The following is a 22,068-nucleotide window of genomic DNA, read 5'->3' as shown; positions in this document are numbered from 1 at the left end:
GGATGGCTCCGACTTATCGCGAGGGAATCTCGTTAACCGTGTAGTACGCGTGTCGATGTAGCAGTTCGTCTTTGTCTCGCGAACGGAGCTTGAACAGATCAAACTCATACACAAAACCTTGGTCGAGCTTTTCCAACACAACCCTGGCCGAAAGGCCATCCTCAGCCAGCGAGACTAATTTGACGCGTGGCTTCTGCTGATCGACTTCCGGACCCCCATAGCCGCCGTGATACGGGTGAGTGAACGACGAAATTGCGTAGGAATCCGGCGAGGATCCCGTTGTGAGATCCACCGGCTTCGTGAAGGTGACCTTAAAGCCGTCCGGTTCGATGGTGATGCGGTTGATTTCGAACGGCAGCTTGCCGCTCCACTCGAGCCGCTCCAAGGCGAAGGGTTTGATCCCGCGCACCGGCCAGCCCCGATTCGTGCCGCCGCACAGTAGCTTGCCGCCGGGCGTGAATTCGACATTAAGAATGCCGGTCGAGAGCCCCTCGCGAAACGGATAGCAGGCGCCTTGCCAGACTCCGTTGACCTGTTCGGTTGTGGCCCGCATCACAATCGAAAGAGTATAATCGCCCAGGAACAGCTGATTTTCGAAGGGGCCGAATTTGCCCTGAGTTTGATTCACACTGAATGCGGTGATCGACCGGCCCATGCGGATGTAGGGAAAGATGACGGCGTAGGGCGTCAGTTCCGAGATCCGTTTCCGCTCGCTCGCGATCCGCGTTCCCGATTTCGGCGTTTCCGGCACAGGGCCGAGTTCCGGCGCGTACTTGTACCAATTGAAACTCGCCGGGTGGCCATGAAAGCTATTCGGCGCCACGGCCTTCAGGCTGCACGAGCAATTCCAGGGGCCCTGGCTTTCGACGTAGAACAGGGCCCGGTGCTCGTCGAAGCCGATGCCCCCCGGACTGCGCAGGCCGCTGGCGAACGCGGTTGTCTTGCCGTCGTGAGCAACCTTCATGATAAAGCCGCGATTCAAGGCGTGCGAGTAATAGGACTCCGAAAGTCCGAGCGCTACGAACTGATTTCCCTCGGCATCGAGCTTGGAACCGAATGCGTATTCGTGGTAATTCGCATATCCCCAGGCGTCCGAGACTGTTTCAAATCGATCCGCTACTCCGTCGCGATTCGAATCGCTGACGCGGGTCAACTCGCAACTCTGCGTCACGCGAAACGCATTGTCCTGCCAGGTGAGCCCGAAGATCTCGTCGAGGCCCGAGGCGAATCGGTGAAACGATGGATTTGGCTTCGCGGCATCGATGCCATCAATGAAGAAGATCTCGCCATGCCGGGTCCCCACGGCAAACCGGCGATCGGGAAGGACCGCGAAGGCGCCGGCTTCGATAACCGTATCCTTCGGCAAAGGAATGTTGACGATCGGGTAGTATTCGCGCTCGCGCTCTTCCGTTCCCCATCGATCGCCGACTTCTTCAGAGCGCGCGGCACCGGCAATGGTCCCCGAAATGACCAGCACCAGGCAGAGGAGTTGCCAGTAACTATTTCTTCTTGAGTAGTTCATATTGGAACTCCAGTGCTGATTTGCCTCGGCGAATTTGCAGGTGCAGCAGCAGTTCGGCTCGCTTTGGCTCGTCCGTCAGCGTTCGCAGCTTCGTTTCACCCTTGGGAATCGTCAGCAATAACCGGCCACTCCGATAGACTTGCTCGGATTCCTGATGGATATCGCCGGTCAGTGCGCGAAACCAAACGGATTGCTGCGACGGCGACTCCAACTGCAAGCTGCGTTTCAAATAGAGTTGTTCTGCGGCGACCACGGCCACGGATCGGTCTTCGACTTCGATGGTGCCGATCCGATACTGAAACGTTGGGACGGATTTATCACCGAGAAAATACCCACGGAACTGATAACCGAGATTCTTGGGATAGAGTGGATCGGGATTGGTCTTCGCTTCCTTGGTCATCACGGGCAGCAGCGGCCAGGCAGCATTTTCATCGGCCAGGTTTGCGAACGAGACATCCTGGGCGAGCGTGATGGGTTCACTCGCGGGATTGAAATCACCCGAGCCCTGGCCGCTCCAGTTGACGCTGAGGAAGTCTCCCTGCCAGAGGGCGGAAAGCGTTCCAGTCTCGGCGTTGAACGCGTAACTCAATTTCTCGGGCAGGCCGACGGCGATGCCTCGGAAGCCGGCGACGCGGCTGCGGCCGCGGAACGTTTTGGCCTGGTCGTCGACACTCAGTTTCGTACTTACTCCGCGAATGCCGGAGGGATCGGCGGCCGATGTGCCGAGCGACAGGTAATACCAAATGGCTTCGATCTGCGTGTCGGTGTTACCGTCCAGAATCGTTTTTTGCGCAGCGATGCCGCCCGACCAGGCGCTGGGCATGACCGTGCGCGGACGAAAGGCGCCGGGGTTGCGCAGGTAGCTGTTGTACCAACCGGGCTGAAGTCGCTGGGTGGTGGTGATCAGGTCGATGCCTTGACTGCCGGGCGCGGCTTTACCGTTGAATTGGTGACAGGCGACGCAATTCAACCCCTTGTCGCCGAGCAATTCGCGGCCGCCAGCGCGGAGCAGTTTTTCGCGGTTGCGGTCGCTTTCGGAGCGAGCTTCCGCGTTCGGAATGTTCATCGCCTTACCGGGCAGCACATCGAGGCGCGCGAACATTGCCGGCAGGTGTTGCAGATTAGCCGAACCATACTGCGGCATCCGGGTGGACATATAGTGGCGCACACTTTCGCCGTCGAACAGCACTTTCTTGAACCAGGCGGGCTGCAGTTTCGCGCCGATCAGTGTCAGCGGCGGCGGAATACGGCCGTCGTCGCCGAGCTTTTGCTCACTACCGAGAAAATGCGGATTGTAAGCGTCCGGCACGCCGCCGTAGTCGTCGCGAACGTGACAAGCGATGCAGCGGAACGCCGTCAGCGTCTTGGCGGCGACAAGCTGGTCAGTTTCCCGCTCAGGCTTTTCTCGCAGTGCCATCGCGATCGCTTTGACTTGCGCGTCGGAGAGCTGGAATCGAGGACTGCGATTACTCGTTTTCGACAAACAGCCGCCCCCCGGCTCCGCATTCGTCAATGACCTGCCGAGGGGAGCCGCGGTCATTCCCGGCAGGGCATGACAGGCAGCGCAATTCAGCTCGCGAAAATATTTTTTGCCTTTAGCAACCAGTACGTCTTGGGGCACAAGAGCCTGTTCTTGCTTCGCCTCCTCGCCTACCAGATAACCGGCGATGGCCAGCGACTCGGCGGGAGTCAGTTTCATATCGGGCATGCGTCCGGAACTGCGGACGCGAAGTGGCTGAAAAAGAAACTCGCTGAGCGATTTCACGCTATACTTGCCAGTCACATGGCCCAGCGGCACAGCGATCGGCTTGATCGCCTTTCGGGCTTTGACTTGCGGGTCTTCGTCTTCCTCTGCTTCCTCGTCGCGTTTGAGCGGCGCATCGGCGAACGCTTCTTTGGGTCCGTGGCAGGCGACACAGCCGACGGAATGGAATAGCGCCTTGCCTTGCTCCCAGTCAAATGACGGAGAGAGATTTGCCGTAAAGGGCAGCTTGGACTGAGCCACTAGAAAGTGAGCGAGCGCTTCGGCAATCTGGTTGCGCTCGGCCTCCGGTCGTGTCGCCAGTATGTCCGGCATGGTGGATCCCGGATGCACTGAAGCGGGAGACGTGAGAAATCGCCGGAGATATGCAGGCGAAATCCGCGACCCAGCTTCGGTCAAATCAGGGGCTGCCTTTTCCGCGAACGATCGCCGCAGGGTGCCCGCATGACACGCCGCGCAGCGCAATTCCGCGATCAGCACATCGCCAGCCTGCGACTCGGTGAGCGGATGGAAGCCGGGCAGAGCCGGAGACCCGGCTGCGACAACCGAGTTCGCAATCACCAGCCAGGAGAGCAGAACATTCATCATCGTTTTCCCTGCTCCTTCAGAATCGACAGGTTGGCCTCCGCGAACCCCCGACCCATCAGGGCGAAGGTCTTCGCACAACCAAGATAATGGTACCCGGCGTTTGAGGCGCCCCGTTTCCACATCGCCGCTTCATCCGGCGAGATGATTTTGGCTTCGTATTTTTCGAGGTAGTCCCGCTTCTCTTTGTCCGTCATCTTCCCATCGCCATTGGCGTGGTCTTTGTGTCTGGAGTTGAGGTAAAAGCTCATCTGCCGCACCTTCTCGTGCTTTTCTGCGATCGCGGCCAGTTCCTCGGACCAGAACGGCGCTGTTTGCACCGCGACTACGTTGCCGCGAAACTCCGGCATGGCAGCCGGCGCAGCCATCGCCTTGCGAAACTCGACCGTCTGCTCGTTCGGCTTCGCGCCGCCAACTCCCAGCACGCCGATGGTGAAGGGCAGTTGCGGGCTTTTCAAATCTTTGCGGACGTCGCGAATGAAGTGGGCGAGCGCGTTGCTGTAGGCATCGTAGCCGCCGGGCTTCTGGCGATTTGGATAGACACCGGAATCGACCAGGTCGTTCCAGCCCTGCAGCCACACAAAACCGGAGAGCTCATATCCTTGCTTCTCGTCGTAGGCTGGGCAGACGCGCTTCAGGTCCTTTAGCACGTGCTGCACGTGCTCGATCATCAGCCGGTAGTAGCGGCCGGTTTCCTTTTCCTTGGCCGCCTTGAGGGCGTCCACATCCTTGCCTTGCTTCTGGAAATTCGCGAGCTGCGTTTCGCTGAACACAAACGGGCCAGCGCTTGGCGGACGAAAATCCGTATGCAGGCTTTTGCCGCCCCAAGCGGTCTTGATGAGCAGCACCGGCTCGTCGAACGCAGCGTCCATGGCAATGCCGAAACTGAACTCCGGCCCGATCTTGCCGCCATCCTGATCGGGCTGACGCCGCGAGCCGTAGCCAGCCGTCAGCTTGCCGTGGCCTTCGCCATTCTGATCGCCAGAACCGGTGAAGTAGGAAATCCAAGCACCATTGCAGACGTGCGGACGGCCATCGGCGTCGCGCATCTGCTTGAGCAGCGGCGCCGTCGCGGGATCATCGCCGATGTAATCGAAGGTCTCGATCTTCGCGTGCCCTTCCATGTTCGACTGTCCCGCCAGGATAAAGACTCGCAGCGGCTTGTTCAGACTCGAGCGTTTCTCCCACGCTGGCTCCGCCGCGCAACCCCAGAGCTTGGACACCAGTTGGTTCATCTCCGGATCGTGCTTGGCCAACTGCTCGCGGCTGAACGGGAAGAAATCGTTCGTCGAGAAGAACGCTTCGCTGCATTCGGCGAAGTACTCCATCGGACTCGACATGGCATATGCGCGGACCGTCGCCGAGCGGCCATCCCCAAAACGCTGCTCGACTTTCTCGTACAGGCCTTGTTCTTTGGCTTTATCAAAAGCCGCTTTGATCGGTTCATTCCCAAAGCCTTTGGCGAGGACGCGGTCGTGATAAGCATGGGCCAGCTCGTGCAGCGTGAAATTCGGCATCCGCTTCGTTTCACGCTCGAAGATGCGGATGTTGGTGAACTCCACCGCCTTCTCCATCGCCGGGTCGCGCTTGTTGGCTCGCAACCAGCCAGCGCCCGGGTGATACTCGGCCCGAGGCGGCACCTTGTCATACTCCGGAGAGAACCAGAGCGGCACTTTGCGCAGTTCCACGACAGCCGGTGCGGGCACAACTCGAATGATCTCTTGCAGCTGAGCCGTCAGCAGTTCAAGTGCTCGCTCGGTCTCGGTTTTTTCTTTTTCCAGCAAGGCGTTGCTGATGTGCAATGTCCAGCCTTCGATGGTCTTGGTTTGATGACCGGCAACGGCGGGGGACTCGGCTGCGTAGGCCGAGCATGCAATCGCGAGGAGAGTGATCCCGAGAAAGGAGAGGCGGGGCTTCATATTGTTAGAATCCTCTGATAGTGTCAGCGCTGGGAATCGCTCAATTTTAGCCTCCGCGACCGACTCGCTCTTGGCCCAGAATCGCATCGAACTGTGAATCCGCGCATAACGCCCCCAGAATCGGCCCTCCCGCGCATCGTCTCGCAGGTGGAGATTGACCTGAGCGCCTTCACGCGAGCCTTCCGCTCCGCCACGGGGATGACACCCTCAGTGTTTCGGACCCGGTGACAAAATGCCGACATTTGAGCGCCTGCGACTTTTGGCTGGCGTTCGGCGTAAGCTTGATTACGGCAGGACTCGATGCAACACGATGAAGTAAACTCGCCGAGGGCCGTCCGATATATTTCCTATATTGGAAGCTGGACTTCTCAATAACAACATCGGACTGTAGCGACTCCCTCCAGCTCGCTTCGGTCAAATCGTCCGAGGTGTGTCGGTCCGAAGCCAGTTACGATAGAAAAACGGCTTTGCCCAACTCGGCGTGACTGACGGTGGAAAGTCGTACCACAGCGAATAGTTCCTATGTATCTGGCCAACGAGCGTGTAGTGCTCGCTACGGCAATTATGGCAGAGCTGCGACTGCACCGTCGTCGCGTGTTGCCAAGTGCTTCGCTGTCCACAGATCGGTGTTCTTCGTCAGCGTTGAAACGTGACCATCGAGATATGCGGCCAGGATGCCCGCTGGGTGTGCCGACAGCAGTGGATTGTTCGGGCCGAGCGCGCCGATGCCATTACTGGGCAGCGTGAGACTGAAGCCGCGGCCGTTAAAGCCTACAGCAGGCCAGCCGTTGTTGTTGTTGGCCGCCGCGTTGGAAAAGCCGACGGTGCGAATGTTGAAAATCGATGGGTTGCCGAGCATGGCGGGAAAAGTGTCTTGCTGCGGATTGCAGCCGCGGAACCACCAGCCGCCGACGTTTTGCCCAGTCGTTGCACTGACACTGCCATCGACGCGGTGGCGAGTTTGTGTTCCGTCATAAAAGAAGTCAGAGGACTCGCCCACGACGATCACGTTGGAAGTGCCATCGGTCGCGTCTTTCAAGTTCAAAGCACGATTGATCGTCAACATGCCTCCTTGCGACAACGTGCCGCTCGCGGGGCCGGGCGATGTGCGGTCCTCACGAAAATCCGCGCCCCCCGGCTGTCGTCCGCCATTAGTTGCCCCCGCGATGCCGACATACGAGGGGACGGTCAACGGCAAACCGCCTGGCGGAATCTCCAACTGCGGTAGCGGACTGCTAGGGCAAAGCATCCATGGAATCTTCGCGTTGCCGCAAACCCCGCCGATCGTCGTGCTGTCCGTGCTAACTGCTGAAAAGGTCTGACCATTCTTTTCCAGCGAGTCGATCCGGTCAAACAGGTTTCGCTGTTCGCAAAACGGGAGCAGGCCGACGTAGAAACTCGGTCCAAAAGCTCCCATGTTATTCGCCGGTGTGTTGTTCACATAGCGCGCTCGCGCTCCGTAGGGGAGCGAGAGGTACGTGTCGTGATAGTTCTGCAGCCCGAGAGCGATTTGCTTCAAGTTGTTGCTGCACTGCATTCGCCGTGCGGCTTCACGAGCGACCTGAACTGCCGGCAGCAGCAAGGCGACCAGCACTCCAATGATCGCAATCACCACGAGCAATTCCACCAAGGTAAACGCCGAGCGACCGGAGTAGGGATGACGCTTCACTTAAAACCCTTCAACGCAAGATTGGTTGTTGATGACTTGGCTAGGACAGAATCGTAGCTTATGCTGGCACGATTATGTCAACACCCAACACCAAACTCAATCGGGTCAAAGAACACCGCCTCGCAAAGGGGAAGTCACAGGTCGATTTGGCACAGACCGCTGGGATTTCTCGCGCTGGCTTGAGCGCGATCGAGATTCATCGCCTGGTGCCTTCCGTCTCGACCGCACTAGCGTTGGCCAAGGCGTTGCAAACGACGGTTGAAGCCCTGTTTGAACAGGTGCCCTCGGAAACGGAACCAGTCTGGGCTTGTTCGCCTCCGACTTTCCCCTCACGTTTTTGGGCTGCCGATGTGCTCGGGCGCGCCATTCTCTACCCAGTGGAATCCGCCAGCGGAACCTTCGTGCGGCACGACGGTGTTGCCCGCGAAAGCGACCCTGTTCCTGTGGCGCGCGATGCTGCTCGCCGGACTCTTGTCGTCGCAACGTGCGATCCAGCTGCAGGCTATTTGGCTTTGGAATATGGCCGGCAGACACCCTTCCGAATGATCGTGTTGCGCCGGTCCAGCCGAGATGCACTCGGCTTGATTAAGCAAGGCCTGGCTCACGTGGCTGGCGTGCACCTCGCAGAGTCGGTAACTTCGGCAGGTAACCAGCAGGCTATTGAGCAAGAGTCGCTTCCGTTTGACGTTCAACTGTTCGCGATGGCGAAATGGGAAGAAGGGGTCGCGCATTCGCCGGGGATCAAGCTCCGGTCGGTGCGTCAGGCGACAAACACCCGCTTGCGCTGGATTGGCCGCAGCCAGGGCGCCGGCGCACGCCGCTGTCAGGATGAAGTGCTCGGCAGCCGCCGGTCGCCACGGCACATCGCCAGTGATCATGGTGATGTCGTCGCATCCATTCGGTCCGGATTTGCGGATGCGGGCATCTGCGTACGCATGGTCGCCGAAGAAGCGCATGTCAACTTCCTCAACATTCGCGAGGAAGACTACGATCTGTGCTTCCCAAGTTCCTATGCCGATGACCCGCGACTCGCGGCGCTCGTGGACGTCGTCCGTTCGCCACAGTACCGAGAAACGATTGCGGATTTACCCGGCTATCAACTGAGGCCCGCTGATTTACACACGGTGCGCGCGTCTGCAGGCGCTACGAGGAGCAACCATGAGAACGATTAGCGTGATTTATGGAACATTGGTCCTATCGGTGATAGCCTGGGCCTGCTGCACAAACGGCTTCGCCGCCGAACCAAAGCAGACGATTCGCTGCGCGGTCATCGGTGGCATGACGGACACCGGGTTATGGGCGGGCGTCGCCAAACGGTTCGAGGATCAGACCGGCCATCGGTTGGAGGTAGTCGCGGACGGCAACAAGCGCGAGATCGCGCCGGTCTTCAAGGAAGGCCAGATCGACGTGCTGACGATGCACTCCAGCGACACGATAGTCAACCTTGTGGCAGACGGTTATGGAGAGAACCCGCAGCCTTGGACCCGCAATGATCTGCTAATCGTTGGTCCTCCCAGCGATCCAGCCGGCATCCGCGGTGAGAAGGACGCCGTCGCCGCTTTGAAAAAGATCGTCGCTACAAAAAGCACGCTGCTGACGCACGGCAGCGTCGGCACAAATGAAGTTCTCTCCAACCTGCTGGCGGTCGGTGAAATCGAATTGGATCCTACTCGCGTGATCGCACTCCCCACGGACAAGCACCGGCGGATGCTAGAGCGTGCCTCGCAGGAAAAGGCCTACACACTAGTGGGCCGCATCCCATTCTTGAATTCCAAGATCGCTCGCCATGACATGGAAATCATGGTGCAAGGGGACACGCGGTTGCGTCGTCCCTATCTCGTGATCGTTGCCACGCGAAAAGAGCCTGACGCCCGCTACGAGGCTGCCAGGCAATTGGCTGCCTTCCTGCGCTCGCACGAGACTCAAGTGTGGCTCAAAGAGTTTGGAAAAGGCGTCTACGATGATCAGCCCCTCTTCTTTCCGGTGACGATCAAGAAGGAGTAACGGGTGAACGCTCCGATTCGCAAGTGCATTGAGATCGCAGGGGCTGCTCTCTGCTGCCTGATCACGTCTTGTGGTAATGATAGCGTGGTTCCGTCGAAGGCCGCAGCATCATTACCGGCAAATGAAGGGCGGGAAGTTTGGTCTGCCGAAATTGTCATTTCTGCCGCAGCGAGCACGAAAGAACTTCTGGAATCAGTTGCCAGTGACTTCTCCGGTGGGTTGAAAACGACGGTCCGAGTCAACCCTGGGCCTTCAAGCAGCTTGGCCAACCAGATTATCGAAGGCGCGCCAGCGGATCTCTTTCTCTGCGCCAGTCGAGAGTGGGCAGAAAAGGTCAAGGAAGCCGATGTAGCCGAACGGTCTGTGGAACTACTAACCAACACGCTGGTGATGATTGTTCCGAAAGGCAATCCTGCTGGAATCAAACGGCCAATAGATCTGCTCTCCAGTCAGGTGAAACGGATCGCACTGGCAGGCGAAAATGTCCCCGCAGGGAAGTACGCCGACCAAGTTCTGGCCAAATTGCAATTACTTGAGAGCCTCGCTGCGGACAACAAGATTGCCCGCGCGCAGGACGTTCGCGGTGCGCTCAGCTTTGTCGAACGGGGCGAGGCGGAAGCAGGCATCGTCTATTCAACGGACGTCAATGTTGCCCCTAACGTGGAAGTGGTACACGAGTTCGATTCGGCGCTCCATGACGAAATCGTGTACGTTCTTGTCTTATTGAAGCGGGGGGCGAAAAATCCAGAAGCCATTTCATTTTTTGAGTATCTTCAATCGGACGGCGCGGACGAACTCTACGCTAAGGCCGGCTTCCGCCGCGTCGGGCAAGGCAAAGAATGAGTGCCGAAGAATGGCTGGCGACACGATTGACGTTGGTGGTTGCGTTGACGGCCGTCACGATGAGCTTGCCGCTGGCAATTGCGCTTGGCTGGTTGCTCGCGAAAAGTAAGGTTCCGGGCAAGTTCGTTTTGGAAACAGCCGTTAATCTCCCGTTGGTCATGCCTCCCGTCGTGACAGGTTATCTGTTGCTGGTGCTGTTTGGACGTCGCGGACTACTAGGGCCGCTGCTTGAGGGTCTATTTGGTTTCCGTTTTGTGTTTGATTGGAAGGGCGCCGCGTTGGCTTCGGCCGTCGTGGCCTTTCCGCTCCTGGTTCGTCCTATCCGCCAGGCCTTTGAGGCAATCGACAACCGACTGCTGCAGGCCGCGCAAGGCCTTGGTGCGAAGCCCTGGGATAGCTTTTTCAGTGTTGCGCTTCCACTCGCTTTTCCCGGTATTCTCAGCGGCGCTGTGTTAGCCTTTGCACGCAGCATGGGCGAGTTTGGTGCCACGATTATGATTGCCGGCAATATCCCCGGTGAAACGCGAACAATTCCACTCTTCGTTTACACTCAACTTGATTCACCCGGTGGATTCGCCGAAGTCTATCGGCTCGTAATCGTCTCCATTGTCATTTCGGCGGCCGCGTTGCTGGTAGGCGAAATGATGGAACGAGTCGGCCGTCGACGCCTGCAAGGCGCGGGTGCTTAGCTGATGAGCGTCCTGAGTTTCAATTGTCGTTTTGTCTATCCGAGCGGATTCACTCTCAACCAGGAGTTTGAGATAGGCAGTGGAATCACCGCACTGGCTGGTCCTTCGGGTTCAGGGAAGACGACTATCTTGCATTTGATCGCAGGAATCCTCCGGCCGTTAGCCGGCCAAATTGTCGTCGGCGATAAGACTCTTTTTGATTCCAGCCTTCGAATCAATGTGCCGCTCAATCGCCGCCGTGTGGGGCTGGTATTCCAGGATTACCAGTTATTCCCTCATCTGACCGTTGCCGGAAATCTGCGATACGGGGCGTCGCGCACAGTGTCTCCAGTGACAGATCTCAGCGCTTTGATCGCGACACTTGAGTTGGATTCCCTGCTCAATCGCTACCCGGCTTCACTTAGTGGCGGCCAGCGCCAACGAGTAGCCATAGGCCGGGCCATCGCAAGCAATCCGTTGCTCCTGCTCATGGATGAGCCGATTAGCGCTCTGGATCCCGCTTTGAAGGCGAAGGTCATCGAGTATCTGGCGACAACGCTCAAACGATTTCCGATTCCGACACTCGTCGTGACACACGACTTAAATTCGGTTGCGTCAGTTTGCACCGAGATTATCAGTCTTCCAAGCTAAGCAGATTCGTCCAAGTGACGGTCTTATGGGCTACTTCGGAATCTGACACTCATCGAAGCTCCGGTCACATCGTCATCCGTCACGTTGACTCGGCGAATGATCGCCGGCAACAAGGACACTGCCCCTCTTGGCCCTTCACAAGAGAATGAAACGCCGACGGCTGCGGCATGGTCATAATCGCTTTGAACGCCAGCGGCGCTCGATAGGCGCAATGTCGGTACGTAATGCCACCGACGGAATGTCCCAGGATCTCGATTGATGACTCCGGCATGTGCTCGTCATAGTAGGTGGCACAGGTCTTCCTGAGGTCCTTGAGTTCCCATGGCTGTTTTGTGCCTGACTCGATATCGAGCTTCGCCTTGATTCCGGCTAGACGGCATAGCTCCTCGAAGCGGGCGTTCGGCCGCGAGCCGCCGCCAAGGAACACCGGATCTTCCGGGGGCACCTGCTGAGGCAATAAACTCCTAACTTGCGAATGAACTGCCCGATTCATCGGTCGATAAAAGGTCTTGCCCGTCTTCACTCGCTTGTAGAACAGCCAACCCCAGGGCGATTGTTGTTTAATGTCTCGGTCAGGCGACTGCTTGTCCCAACAGACTTGGCGATAGAGGATAGGCACATGGGAAAGCGTAGATTTCCAGATGGTCCCCGTGTCGAGACCGTAGTTGAAGAACAGAACGAGGGCACACCGCCAATAGCGTCCTATCGGATGCGGCTCATACCACCCGCGTGGACGTTTCATCTGATAGGTCGCAAAATAGAGAGCGTTGAGTTCGGCCTTGGTGAGATAGTGCCGGCCCGCAACGTCACGTTGTTCCATCGGCTTGGGGAAACGCGGCAGCGAATCAAGCAGGTCCTGGTCCCATGCCCACGCCATGATGGCTCGTAGGTGTGCCCGTGCCTTGTTGGCTGTCCGACCAGGATTCGATCCATCTACTGCGACAGCCCGGGAGTGAACCCAGTCCAGAAACTCTCTGATTTCCTCGCGGCCCAGTTTTTCGAGTGATACTCCGTTTTCCCACTGCTGCCATTTGTTAAGAGTTGTCTGGTATTCAGCTTTCGTTCCCTTGGCAAGAGTGCCAGCCTGCAAGTAACTCGTCACAGCGGTTTTCAGAGAAGTCTGCATAGAGCGGCTCCAGCACCGCCGGCATGTGGCTCCAATGCTGGTCCTGCTGGCCGACTGTCAGGTCGTGCGTCATGCCGCTAGACGTCGCTGTCTGCGCTATCAACGAGAAAGGCCACCAAAACTGCAGAGTAATTAGGTGTTGTGCGCGGTGCGAACGCCCCCTTTTTTCGAATCCTCAGCGTGTCGGGCCGAAGCACCTTATAAACTCAGCCAAACGCTTGAGGGCGAAGAGTAAGCCCACCGGTGGGGGGCCTTCATATAATGCCGCGTGCCGGACTCTTCGCCGCCAGCAAGTGGGGCGGAAGCTCGTTCGGTGAGCATCGCGCACAGCGTTCTTGCAGGAGCTGGTGTCAGGATCGAACCATCACACTTGTTCGTAGCCGGAGCCAGGAAACGACCTTCTTCCTCACAGTCGTTGATGCCAATGGAATCGTTCATGGCCCAAGCATCGAAACCTCGTGGAGTTAAACTTCCAACGTCATTCTCTTTTCAATTGGCGGATGCAGACGATCTCGCGCTCCGAACGAATTACCAGATTGTTGTCGACTGCGGCGACTGCCTGTTGGACGACTTGCCGCTCATCGGTTTCTGATCGGACCTCGATCATGTTCTTCGTCAGCACAACGAACTTCGGTCCAGGTTCAATGACCGTCGTAGTTCCGTACTTGCCGAACAGATAGATTCGCCCGCCCACAGCCAGCGGGGCAATCTCACACGGTTCGTCAAGTTCCTCGCTAAAGACTTCTTCTCCATCCCGCATCGCGAAGCAGGAAAGCCGAGCGTGTCGATCGGTCCAATAGCCGTAGCCCGCATGCGCGATCGGTGAGGCTAATCCGCTGAGCCGACCATTGCTGCCCCAGGCAACTTGCAGACCCCATTTACCATCGCGCGATTCAACTTGGAGTGCCAGATTCGATTGCAGAGCTTGGAATAGCTCGTTGGGTGACAACGGTGACGTCGCGCCAATGAGCACGGTGTTCGCTGAAACGAATGGAACTGGCGCGATATTGCCAGCCAAATTTCCAATCCACCAAAGTCGCCGGCCTGTCGCAGCATCGTAAGATTCGACCATTCCAGCCGAACTGACGATCACCTGAGGGATGCCGTCGATGCAGGCTACTATGGGCGAAGTGGCGCTCGCTGAAGTATCACGCGCGGCAGTCCAAGTTGCGGCTCCCGATCGCTTGTTCATGGCCACCAGGCTGGAACCGGCCTGGTGATTGAACAGAGCAAAGACATTCGCTTCATCTTGGGCTAGCGATGCCGTCGCTCCCGATGTCCCTTCGCACCTGGTCAAGCCGCGTCGCCAACGGACTTCGCCATCATGCTTCAAGGCAACGATCTCATGTTGTCCGCCGAGCACATAGACTCCGTCGGTGTCGACAACGGGCGTGGAAGCCGCCGCCCATTTCCCGAGTTGATTCTTGGTTGACTTACCAGCGCAATGCTTGGCCCAGAGACATTGTCCATCGGTCAGTCGCAGCGCTGTCATTTGCCAGCGGCCAGACTCATCAACGCCGGACGTGTAGATTGCTCCCTTCCAAATCACGGGGGATGATGCTCCCAGTCCCGCCTGTGACGATCGCCAGGCGATGCCGCTTGTTGGCGACCAATGAAGTGGGAGTGACCGGATCTCCGCAGTATCGCAGCCAACTCCATTGAATCCCGGCCAGACATCGGCAGGACCGGCCGCGACCAATGCAGCAGCGATCAGCAAAGCACTATTCATCGTTGAACTCCTGAATCGAAACGCCATTAGAGCTGACAGACTGTTCAGGAACAGGCTCGCGACCCGAGACTCGCGCAACTTCGATCAAGAGCGTTCGATTATCCGTGAACGGCTTATCTCCAAAGTTGCACCAAGTGATCTGCCCGTTCGCCGTGATGACGAAGGTGGCGTGGACGAGTTCTTCGGGGTTGTTGCTAACCGGCGGCTTGAAAACGCCGTACTGTGCTGCAATCTGTTTACCCGGATCCGACAGCACGGTGAAACCAAAGCGGCCGTATTCCGCATAACGTGCTTGCGTTTCTTCAACCGGATCGGCGCTGATCGCAATTATGGTGGCATCAAGTTCCTGAAACATAGCGAGATCGTCATTCACTGCGAATAATTGGCCGACGCAGTGATTGCAGTGGTAGCCATAGTAAAACACCAGCACCACAGGGCCATGTTCCAGGCATCGCTGTAAGTTCGTCGCGTCACCACGATCGTCGTTGAGAGTGAAATCGGGCGCGAGATTTCCAAGAAGCGGATGCTGTTGGGTGGGCAGTGATTCATCCGCTGAATTGGCAAGAATCGCCTGCAGATCCTCAGAGAGCGGGCGGACGTTTTTCTCTCGCAGGAATCGACGCGCTTCCGCAGCGACATTCGGATGCAACCGGCTTGTCCACCGCGGCTTCAACGCCAGCGCAACCATGAAGGCGATGCCGCACCCGATCAGCAGGAGCAAAAAGAACCAGCGCGGTGCAAGGATGTTCAACTGCATTTGAGTCTGTTCGACACACTCCCGCTCGGTTGACTTGCAACACGGGCGCTATTCGTTGTGCCACGCATTGCCACCTCCTGTTGAGTTCACCTGCGACGAGCGGATGCAATACACGGTATCACCAGTGCGGATCACCAGGCTCCCGTGCACGATGGCGACGCCGTATTGCACAGGATCGGGGAATTTGCCAGCCATTTGCTTGCGAAGTTCCGCATTTTCGCCGGGATTGGATACTGGTCGCCGGTCTGCGTTGGGGCGGTCCTTCGATTCGACCGATGGGGCTGACTCCTTAGGTCGCTCGGCTTGGTTCCGCCGTGCGTTCAACGGATCGACGCCTGCCGACTCATCCCAAAGTGAGTTCTCTGCCAGAACTTTGAACTCGGGGCCGGCCGCGATCACACTCGTGATGCCATCTTTACCGAAGAAATAGACTCGGTCTCCGACACCAATCGGTGTTGCCCAACACATCTGTTTCGTCCGCTGCGCATATCGCAGTTCGCCAGTTTCCACATCGAAACAGTGAATAACGCCGACGCGATTGATCCAGTAAGCATGTCCCCGATAAACCATCGGGGACGCAAAGGTTGGGGTTGTTTTTTCGTTACGCCACAGCACGCTGGGCTGCCAAGCTCCGTCCTTGAGCGTAACTTCCATTGCCAGGTTCGACTGCTTTGCTTCGCTTTCACGCTCTCCATGTCGGCCTGCCGAAGCGCCAATCAAAAACTTTCCCTTACCAAATGGCAGAGGACTGGTCGCTGTGTTGCCCCCCACTTCCGTAAAGCTCCACAACAACCGGCCCGACTGCGGATCGTAACCGTCAACCGCACCATCGCCGGAACAGACCAGATGATTCTCATCGCCGATGGGGATCAGCATCGGCGAGCTGAAGTTCTTCGCACTCTTTCGTTCCGTTTTCCAACGAGTGGCACCCGAGTCCTTGTCGAGTGCAATCAGATAGGACGGCCCCTCATGGTCAATCTGCAGGATCACGTAATTGCCAGCGATCAACGGCGAAGCTGCCAGGCCGCTGGTCGTTTTGAAATCGCCGTAGTCTTTCGTGAGTGAGCGTTGCCATCGCACTTTTCCTTGGTGCGAAAGTACGACCACGTCGCCAGTTTCAAAGAAAGCAAAGACACCGCTCTCATCGACAACCGGCGTGGGAGCAGCCTGGCTTTGAAAGTAATTCGCTTCGACTTGCTGGGATGACTCCTGGGAGTGATCCCACAGTTGACGACCATCTTTGAGCGAGAGCGCAATGACGTGACACTTTTCCTTCATCTGGCCGCTGATAGAAGTGACAAAAACAAGCTCGTCCCAGATCACGGGACTCGACTGCCCTTTGCCGGGCAGTGCAGCCTTCCAGGCAACATGCTTGGTGGGTGACCAGGTGCTGGGAACCGCCTCGGCGGAAAGCGGCGACGCGTTTGCGCCGAGAAAACCGGGCCAGGCCGGAGTTGGCTCGGAAGCGAGAACAAGAAGCAGAATTGCCCACGGGGACATTGCATACCTTTCTGAAGTGAGGTGAGTTCGGTGAAGCGTTGAAGAACATCACAGCGGCTACTCGCAGCAAGCGCAGCGCTGGGGAATGTTCAGAACCAGCGTCGCCGCGTAGTGCGTCTTCTCGTAGCCTTCACCCTTCTCATTGGGAGCAGGCAAATGGGCGACAACAAGGACGAAGTTGCCCTCCTTGGGCATATAGCGGCAACGCCCCTCGACATCGGTCTTGCGTTCATAGTTAGGATCGAAGTCAGCTGCCAACTGCGCGCCGCGTGGGATGAACGAGATGCGTTGATCAGCCAGCGGCTTGCCCTGAAAGAGGAGTTTGACGGCGATCTCTTTACCCGGGCCTGTATTTAAGACCGGATGGGATTCCAGAACTAACTCCAAGGGGTGGCCCAGCGGCTTAGCGTGCTCGGCCGTCGGCTGCGGGAGCTTGTCCAGCGATTTGCTCGCCAGGAAATATGTCTTGGAACTCTTGATGGCCCGCGTGGTGAAATGCAACTTGTCGAGCTTGTGAGCCACACAGTGCAAGCCCTCTTCCGACGGGATATAGCGAGCCGACCAATAGCCTTCCTTGGCTGCATATCCCAAGTCGATCAATTGCGAGGCAACGTTGGTCGCTTTTCCAGCAGGAGAGATAACCGACAGCGAGACGCCATCGAGCGAACTAAGCTTGCTCGCGAACTTGAAGTCGCGATGGTCGTTGCCATGATTGCCGAGACCGAAGTCGAGGTGCACAACGTCGTCGGGGCGGACAATGGTCGCACTGGTCTGCACCCAAGTATCGTGGGCCAGGGCAATGGCAGATGTGCTCAAACAATACATCACGGTAAGCAAACGAATCGAATACAACATGGAAATGTGCTTTCTAAGGAAACGAGTTGAGATGACGGAATAAGTGGGGCCGCCGAGCGATACTCAGCGGCAGTATCGAACGAGCAGGTTTTAGAAATTGCCGAGCGTTTCGCCACCGGCTCGCGTGCCGACGGAGCGCCAGGTCGTCTGATTCACCTCCTGTGCCACGAAGCGGACGGAACCATCGAGCAACAGCACCGAGACTCCTCCGGGATGCCGACTGCGAGCTGCTTTCCAAGTGCCGACGCGCGAGTAGCAGTCGGCGCGCTCCGTATTCGGCTGCAAATAGTGGTCATAACCCGTTTGGCTATGAGCACCATCGGCCCACTTTTCGCCGCGGACGTTGTCAGCCTGCTTCGACGGATCCATACAGTCAGCATCGTTGGGTGTAGTGCTGAGTAACCACACCATCACGTCACGATGTTTGCCGGCTGCTTGCGCGGCGCCTAACGTGGTGGCGGCTCCACCGGGACCGAGCGTCTGTTCGCTAAAGGCAGCGGTGTTAGACAAGCCATCCGTCACATCGGCAAGACGAGTTTTCGAGTTGATGTAAAAGACGCCATCGGCATCCAGGTCGAGACCACCTGGCAATCCGCTGCCATAGTTCATCACATAGTTCACCGCACCCCAGTCGGGCGTGACGTTCTTGCGGACATCGCTGGGGCAGAGAAACGTTGGCACATTCAACTTGACGAGGGGGACATTCTCCGGATGCGTGGGCGTGCCGGCCATATAGAGCGGAATGTCGAGCCGCAGTTTATTGTAAATGTTAGACTGCTCTAGGTAGGGCGAGAGCATCGCGTGGGCGGACCAACGGTAGAAATGTTGGGCGACTGCCGGATAGGTAGTGGTGACATGGTAGTCGTAGCCACTGGGGAGCCGGTTGAGCGAAGACTCGTGATTGTGGAGCGCCAGGCCGATCTGGCGGAGATTGTTGCCGCACTGCATGCGTCGAGCCGCTTCGCGAGCTGCTTGAACTGCGGGCAGAAGCAAAGCGACGAGAACGCCGATGATGGCGATGACAACGAGTAGTTCGACAAGTGTAAATGCGTATCTTCGTGGATGTTGTGACATTGGTTATGAACTCGTGAGTGGGATGAAAGGTGGGCGCGCACGGGTAGCTCAACACAGCAACGTGCGATCGAAAACTCACCATCCCAGGTGCCCCCACGTGGGCAAACTCACCGTGTGAGGAGCGAGCACTGCCTCAGCGCAGGGGCATGGGGAAGCGTGAGCTACCGCAGCCACGAGCAACGCCGGGCTGGCGACGAAAGCGCACGAAACTGCGCAAACGGAAACTCAAAGCGCAGCGGTTAAAGAGAGGCCAGGACCGTAGATCACGGTGGCGGCACATCAGGCTCAACAGCGTCGGTTGAGTCCAGTTCAAATGAAGTAAAGCTCAGTTCAGCGACAACCGTCCCAATTTCAAATTCAATACGCGGCGCGATTATCACCGCCGAGAGCAGTTCGAGGAACTGTTCCACCATGCCGCGGCACTTGCGATAGTCTTGTGTCAGTACCAAGCCGATCATACCGCTTGGTGGGCGGGGCTCTTCGGCGACTTTTGTGGCACCAGACTCTTCTTGCGAGCAACCCGGCTTCTTGGGCTTTGAGCAACAACTGGCACTGGTGGAACAGCACGATTTTGCTTTCGATTCGCAGCACTTTGGCTGCTGTAACTGCTCTTCGCGCGCCGCCTGCACGACAAACTCAGGCGGAGTAACGCCCATTTTGCGAGCCCATTCGAGCTTCTGCTGGTTGTTATGGCAGCAGCAATTCCGCCAACAACCGGCCGCATCGCGGCAACCACAGGGGCGGTTCTGACACGGAAATGGCTGCGTCGTATCCTTATCAGCAAGCTGCGGCACTGGGATGCCAACAGTCGAAATTGCGATCGCGCAGAGAGAACAGCACACCACGATGGAGCGAGTCCATTGGCGGCCGATGCGTCGCAATTGTCTCAAAGCGAACAAGATAGAACCCGGACCTGCGCATGGCGTGTAGGTTGGGCTCGCTCCTCACGCTTCCATTTATAACTACTCGAAATCCTGATGGAAGGGGAGGACAAACTGGAACCTGTCGGATTCACGGGGCGTTGAATCGGAAGGCTCGGGCTACAGCGGCCATTCGCTTCCGCTCTCGAAGTCAAGCTAGTCGCGAATGACTTTTGCAAGGTTGTCTAGCGCCAGGGATGGATGTAGATTTGGTTGGGAATAGCTTCTAAGGTGTCCAATGCTCCGCGTCTCCCCAAGACATCATCGCTCCGGATGGTCGATCTGCCTGCGGACCCTCGGTACGTTGCTGATGGTCGGGGCGTTCGCGACTGCCAATGTTGGCTATCCAGTCTGGGAACCGGCAACTTCTAAGAGCGGCGAGTCCTTCCCCTGCCAATCCAGTAAGTGTGGATGTCGCACGGCCGAACAGTGTCGCTCGGGCTGCTGCTGCCATACGAAGGAACAGAGGATTGCTTGGGCACTGGAGCGCGGGGTTAATCCAGCCCGTGTTGCGGTACTGACGGAGAAAGAGAAGACCCTTTATTCGCATCCGTCCAGACGCACGAAAACCGTAAAGGTCTGTTGTTCAACTTCGACAAAATCTTGTGCGAATTGTTGCTCAAGCACTACTCCGAATTCAGCCTGTTGCGGGGATGCGGAACAACCTGGGCACTTGGATTTTGTGCTCGCAATCGCCGCACAGAAGTGCACCGGCACTGGCATGGAATGGATTCAGGCAGGCTTCTTCGCACCGTCGCCTCTGCCTGTGACTTTGGCGATCTTGGTTCCCCAGGCACCAGTTGGGGACTTTGGGGTTCTAACTCATCGAGAGCCTATCCCTGGGCACTTGTTGCGGCCGGCGTAATCTTGCGTTGCTCGCGATCGCAACATTTTATCTTTGGAATGACCTAGGCAAGCGCTGCGCTGACGAATCCGACGCGCGCGCGAATTGTTATGGGTTATCAGCTGGCATGTCACTCGCAACTTCGGGGAACTCGCTGGCATGAGTTCTTGCGATCCTGCAGCGCAGACGCAATGCGAACAAACAGCGACGCCAAGTCTTGCTGCTGATTAGCTCCAATCTACGCCCAACTCTCGGCTGCAAGCCGATCGGAATACATTACATGACTCGTCGACTTCGTTTTATTGTCGCAATCGGTTTTGGATTGATTGCGGTCGTTGCAGGGATCGGCCTTTGGTCAGCCGTCCCAGGACGGCGCGCAAGCAAACCACCGAACTCAGAGGCAATTATCAAGCACGCCTTTGAACTCGCACCAGCAAACCAGGACCACGAATTAGAGTCACCTGAGATTGCCATCGACACGAAGGGATGCATCTACTTGGTCTGGACGTCGCGCGAAAAAGAGGGCCAAAAAACGCTTTTCATTGCGAATTCCATCGACAACGGCGGGACATTCTCCGAGCCGAGAGTCGTCAGTCGCAGTGCGATTCACGTGATCGAACTTCAGGGTGATCAAGGTGCAACTCAGGAGATGGGCATGACACCACGTCTCGCGACCAGTGGTGACAATGTCAGCGTGGCGTGGGCTCAATCGGTGGCCGAGAACTCCACTGTCTGCCTCGTCTCGATCGAATCAAACGACGGTGCGCAGTCGTTTTCAACGCCGAGCAGCGTCAATCAGTCGCTAGAGGCATGTCCTAGTTTTGCATCCTTGGCAGCTTGGAACGATCGACGCGCCTACTGTTGGCTCGATGTTCGCGATCAGCAGCGCCAAGTAATGGCTGCCCATCGACATCGAGAGAACGGCGTTCAAGAGCACTCTGTCTTTACGCTGCAAGCAGCGGCTCAAACGTGTCAGTGTTGTCCGACCGCGTTAGCATTCGATTCTCAGGGCCAACTCTTCGTGGCATTCAGGCACGACAATCATATCCTACTCGCTCACGCGAAGGATCATTCATCCGAATTCCCTTCAATCATCACGCTCGCTGAAGTCGCTCCTGCCGCGGCAAGGTGTGGACACGATTGCCCATCCCTGGCCATCGACAAAGAGACGGTACACGTGAGTTGGACAGATGCGAAAACAGGCATTCCCCTAGTTTACTGTGCGACGGCTCGACTTGCGGACATGGTGTTTCAAACCCAAGCCATCCATGCGGACACAAAGAACAGCCAAGGAAACTGCAAATTGCAGAGTGCGAACGGAACCCTTCACGCCGTGTGGGAGGAAGAGCCGCCGGCAGAACAGTTCATTTCCATTGGTTCACAAGAAGATACCGACGCATTCCGGCAAAGTCGCGTGATCATGTACGCCAGCGGACCAATGCGTACTGGCGTATTCGAGCCTGCAAGAAGAGTCGACGACACGCTTGGAGCGATCCAAAGCCGGCCAGCATTAGCAGTGAACCAAAACGGCGAAGTTCTAATTGCCTGGAATCAATCCGAAGGTCTCGAACAGTCCGTAGTCGTAAAGAGGTTGATTGCAGAGTGACTGGCCGGGACGGTCAACCAAATTCGGCCATAAA

General features: G+C 57.3%; 17 protein-coding genes. 6 read left to right on the top strand and 11 right to left on the bottom strand.

Going from position 1 to position 22,068, the window contains the following annotated elements; translation table 11 throughout:
* Positions 1–13: 13 nt before the first annotated feature.
* The 4 genes from ETAA8_RS25875 to ETAA8_RS25855 form a co-directional block, all read right to left on the bottom strand.
* Positions 14–1,522 (bottom strand): hypothetical protein, encoded by a 1,509-nt coding sequence (locus ETAA8_RS25875; RefSeq protein WP_145095489.1) that lies wholly within the window; start codon positions 1,520–1,522, stop codon positions 14–16.
* Positions 1,500–3,872: a cytochrome c family protein gene (locus ETAA8_RS25870; protein WP_145095487.1), complete on the bottom strand. Its 2,373-nt coding sequence runs from the start codon at positions 3,870–3,872 to the stop codon at positions 1,500–1,502. Before ETAA8_RS25870 ends, ETAA8_RS25875 begins: the two co-directional genes overlap by 23 nt.
* Positions 3,869–5,788 (bottom strand): sialate O-acetylesterase, encoded by a 1,920-nt coding sequence (locus ETAA8_RS34940; protein ID WP_202921274.1) that lies wholly within the window; start codon positions 5,786–5,788, stop codon positions 3,869–3,871. The genes ETAA8_RS25870 and ETAA8_RS34940 overlap by 4 nt, the downstream gene beginning before the upstream one ends.
* Positions 5,789–6,350: 562 nt before the next feature.
* A complete protein-coding gene (locus tag ETAA8_RS25855) occupies positions 6,351–7,457 on the bottom strand; it encodes a DUF1559 domain-containing protein (RefSeq protein WP_145095481.1) in 1,107 nt (368 codons plus the stop codon).
* A gap of 74 nt (positions 7,458–7,531) precedes the next feature.
* Here ETAA8_RS25855 and ETAA8_RS25850 point away from each other — a divergent pair, with 74 nt between their 5' ends.
* Genes ETAA8_RS25850 through ETAA8_RS25830 form a run of 5 tightly spaced genes read left to right on the top strand, consistent with a single transcriptional unit; the run spans position 7,532 to position 11,623 of the window.
* Positions 7,532–8,629 (top strand): substrate-binding domain-containing protein, encoded by a 1,098-nt coding sequence (locus ETAA8_RS25850; RefSeq protein WP_145095478.1) that lies wholly within the window; start codon positions 7,532–7,534, stop codon positions 8,627–8,629.
* Positions 8,616–9,461 (top strand): substrate-binding domain-containing protein, encoded by an 846-nt coding sequence (locus ETAA8_RS25845; RefSeq protein WP_145095475.1) that lies wholly within the window; start codon positions 8,616–8,618, stop codon positions 9,459–9,461. The genes ETAA8_RS25850 and ETAA8_RS25845 overlap by 14 nt, the downstream gene beginning before the upstream one ends.
* A 3-nt stretch (positions 9,462–9,464) precedes the next feature.
* Positions 9,465–10,304 (top strand): molybdate ABC transporter substrate-binding protein, encoded by an 840-nt coding sequence (modA, locus tag ETAA8_RS25840; RefSeq protein WP_145095472.1) that lies wholly within the window; start codon positions 9,465–9,467, stop codon positions 10,302–10,304.
* On the top strand, positions 10,301–10,993 hold the full coding sequence (gene modB / locus ETAA8_RS25835) for a molybdate ABC transporter permease subunit (protein ID WP_145095469.1): 693 nt from the start codon (positions 10,301–10,303) through the stop codon (positions 10,991–10,993). The genes modA and modB overlap by 4 nt, the downstream gene beginning before the upstream one ends.
* A gap of 3 nt (positions 10,994–10,996) precedes the next feature.
* A complete protein-coding gene (locus ETAA8_RS25830; RefSeq protein ID WP_145095465.1) occupies positions 10,997–11,623 on the top strand; it encodes an ATP-binding cassette domain-containing protein in 627 nt (208 codons plus the stop codon).
* A 79-nt stretch (positions 11,624–11,702) separates the two neighbouring features.
* On the opposite strand, the gene ETAA8_RS25825 is transcribed toward ETAA8_RS25830, so the two are convergent.
* The 7 genes from ETAA8_RS25825 to ETAA8_RS25795 form a co-directional block, all read right to left on the bottom strand.
* Entirely contained in the window at positions 11,703–12,749 is a 1,047-nt protein-coding gene (locus ETAA8_RS25825; RefSeq protein WP_145095462.1) for a tyrosine-type recombinase/integrase, read from the bottom strand.
* Positions 12,750–13,227: 478 nt separating this feature from the next.
* Complete coding sequence (locus ETAA8_RS25820) at positions 13,228–14,478, bottom strand: outer membrane protein assembly factor BamB family protein (RefSeq protein WP_202921273.1); 1,251 nt, start codon at positions 14,476–14,478, stop codon at positions 13,228–13,230.
* Positions 14,471–15,235: a redoxin domain-containing protein gene (locus tag ETAA8_RS25815; RefSeq protein ID WP_145095456.1), complete on the bottom strand. Its 765-nt coding sequence runs from the start codon at positions 15,233–15,235 to the stop codon at positions 14,471–14,473. The genes ETAA8_RS25820 and ETAA8_RS25815 overlap by 8 nt, the downstream gene beginning before the upstream one ends.
* A gap of 48 nt (positions 15,236–15,283) precedes the next feature.
* Positions 15,284–16,735, bottom strand: coding sequence for an outer membrane protein assembly factor BamB family protein (locus ETAA8_RS25810; protein WP_145095453.1), 1,452 nt, complete (start codon positions 16,733–16,735; stop codon positions 15,284–15,286).
* Positions 16,736–16,792: 57 nt separating this feature from the next.
* Positions 16,793–17,590 carry a DUF4198 domain-containing protein gene (locus tag ETAA8_RS25805; protein WP_202921272.1) on the bottom strand — a complete coding sequence of 266 codons (798 nt, stop codon included), beginning with the start codon at positions 17,588–17,590 and terminating at the stop codon, positions 16,793–16,795.
* 90 nt (positions 17,591–17,680) lie between these two features.
* Positions 17,681–18,664, bottom strand: coding sequence for a DUF1559 domain-containing protein (locus tag ETAA8_RS25800; RefSeq protein ID WP_145095451.1), 984 nt, complete (start codon positions 18,662–18,664; stop codon positions 17,681–17,683).
* Positions 18,665–18,927: 263 nt separating this feature from the next.
* Positions 18,928–19,122, bottom strand: a complete 195-nt coding sequence (locus ETAA8_RS25795; RefSeq protein WP_145095448.1) for a hypothetical protein — start codon at positions 19,120–19,122, stop codon at positions 18,928–18,930.
* Between the two features lie 1,961 nt (positions 19,123–21,083).
* Here ETAA8_RS25795 and ETAA8_RS25790 point away from each other — a divergent pair.
* The gene (locus ETAA8_RS25790; protein WP_145095445.1) at positions 21,084–22,034 is read left to right on the top strand and encodes a hypothetical protein; all 951 of its coding nucleotides are present in this window, start codon (positions 21,084–21,086) and stop codon (positions 22,032–22,034) included.
* Positions 22,035–22,068 lie beyond the last annotated feature (34 nt).

This window comes from Anatilimnocola aggregata (assembly GCF_007747655.1).
GTDB lineage: Bacteria > Planctomycetota > Planctomycetia > Pirellulales > Pirellulaceae > Anatilimnocola > Anatilimnocola aggregata.
The sequence above is the reverse complement of the archived record's forward strand: the minus strand, read 5'-3'. Positions and strand labels throughout refer to the sequence as shown.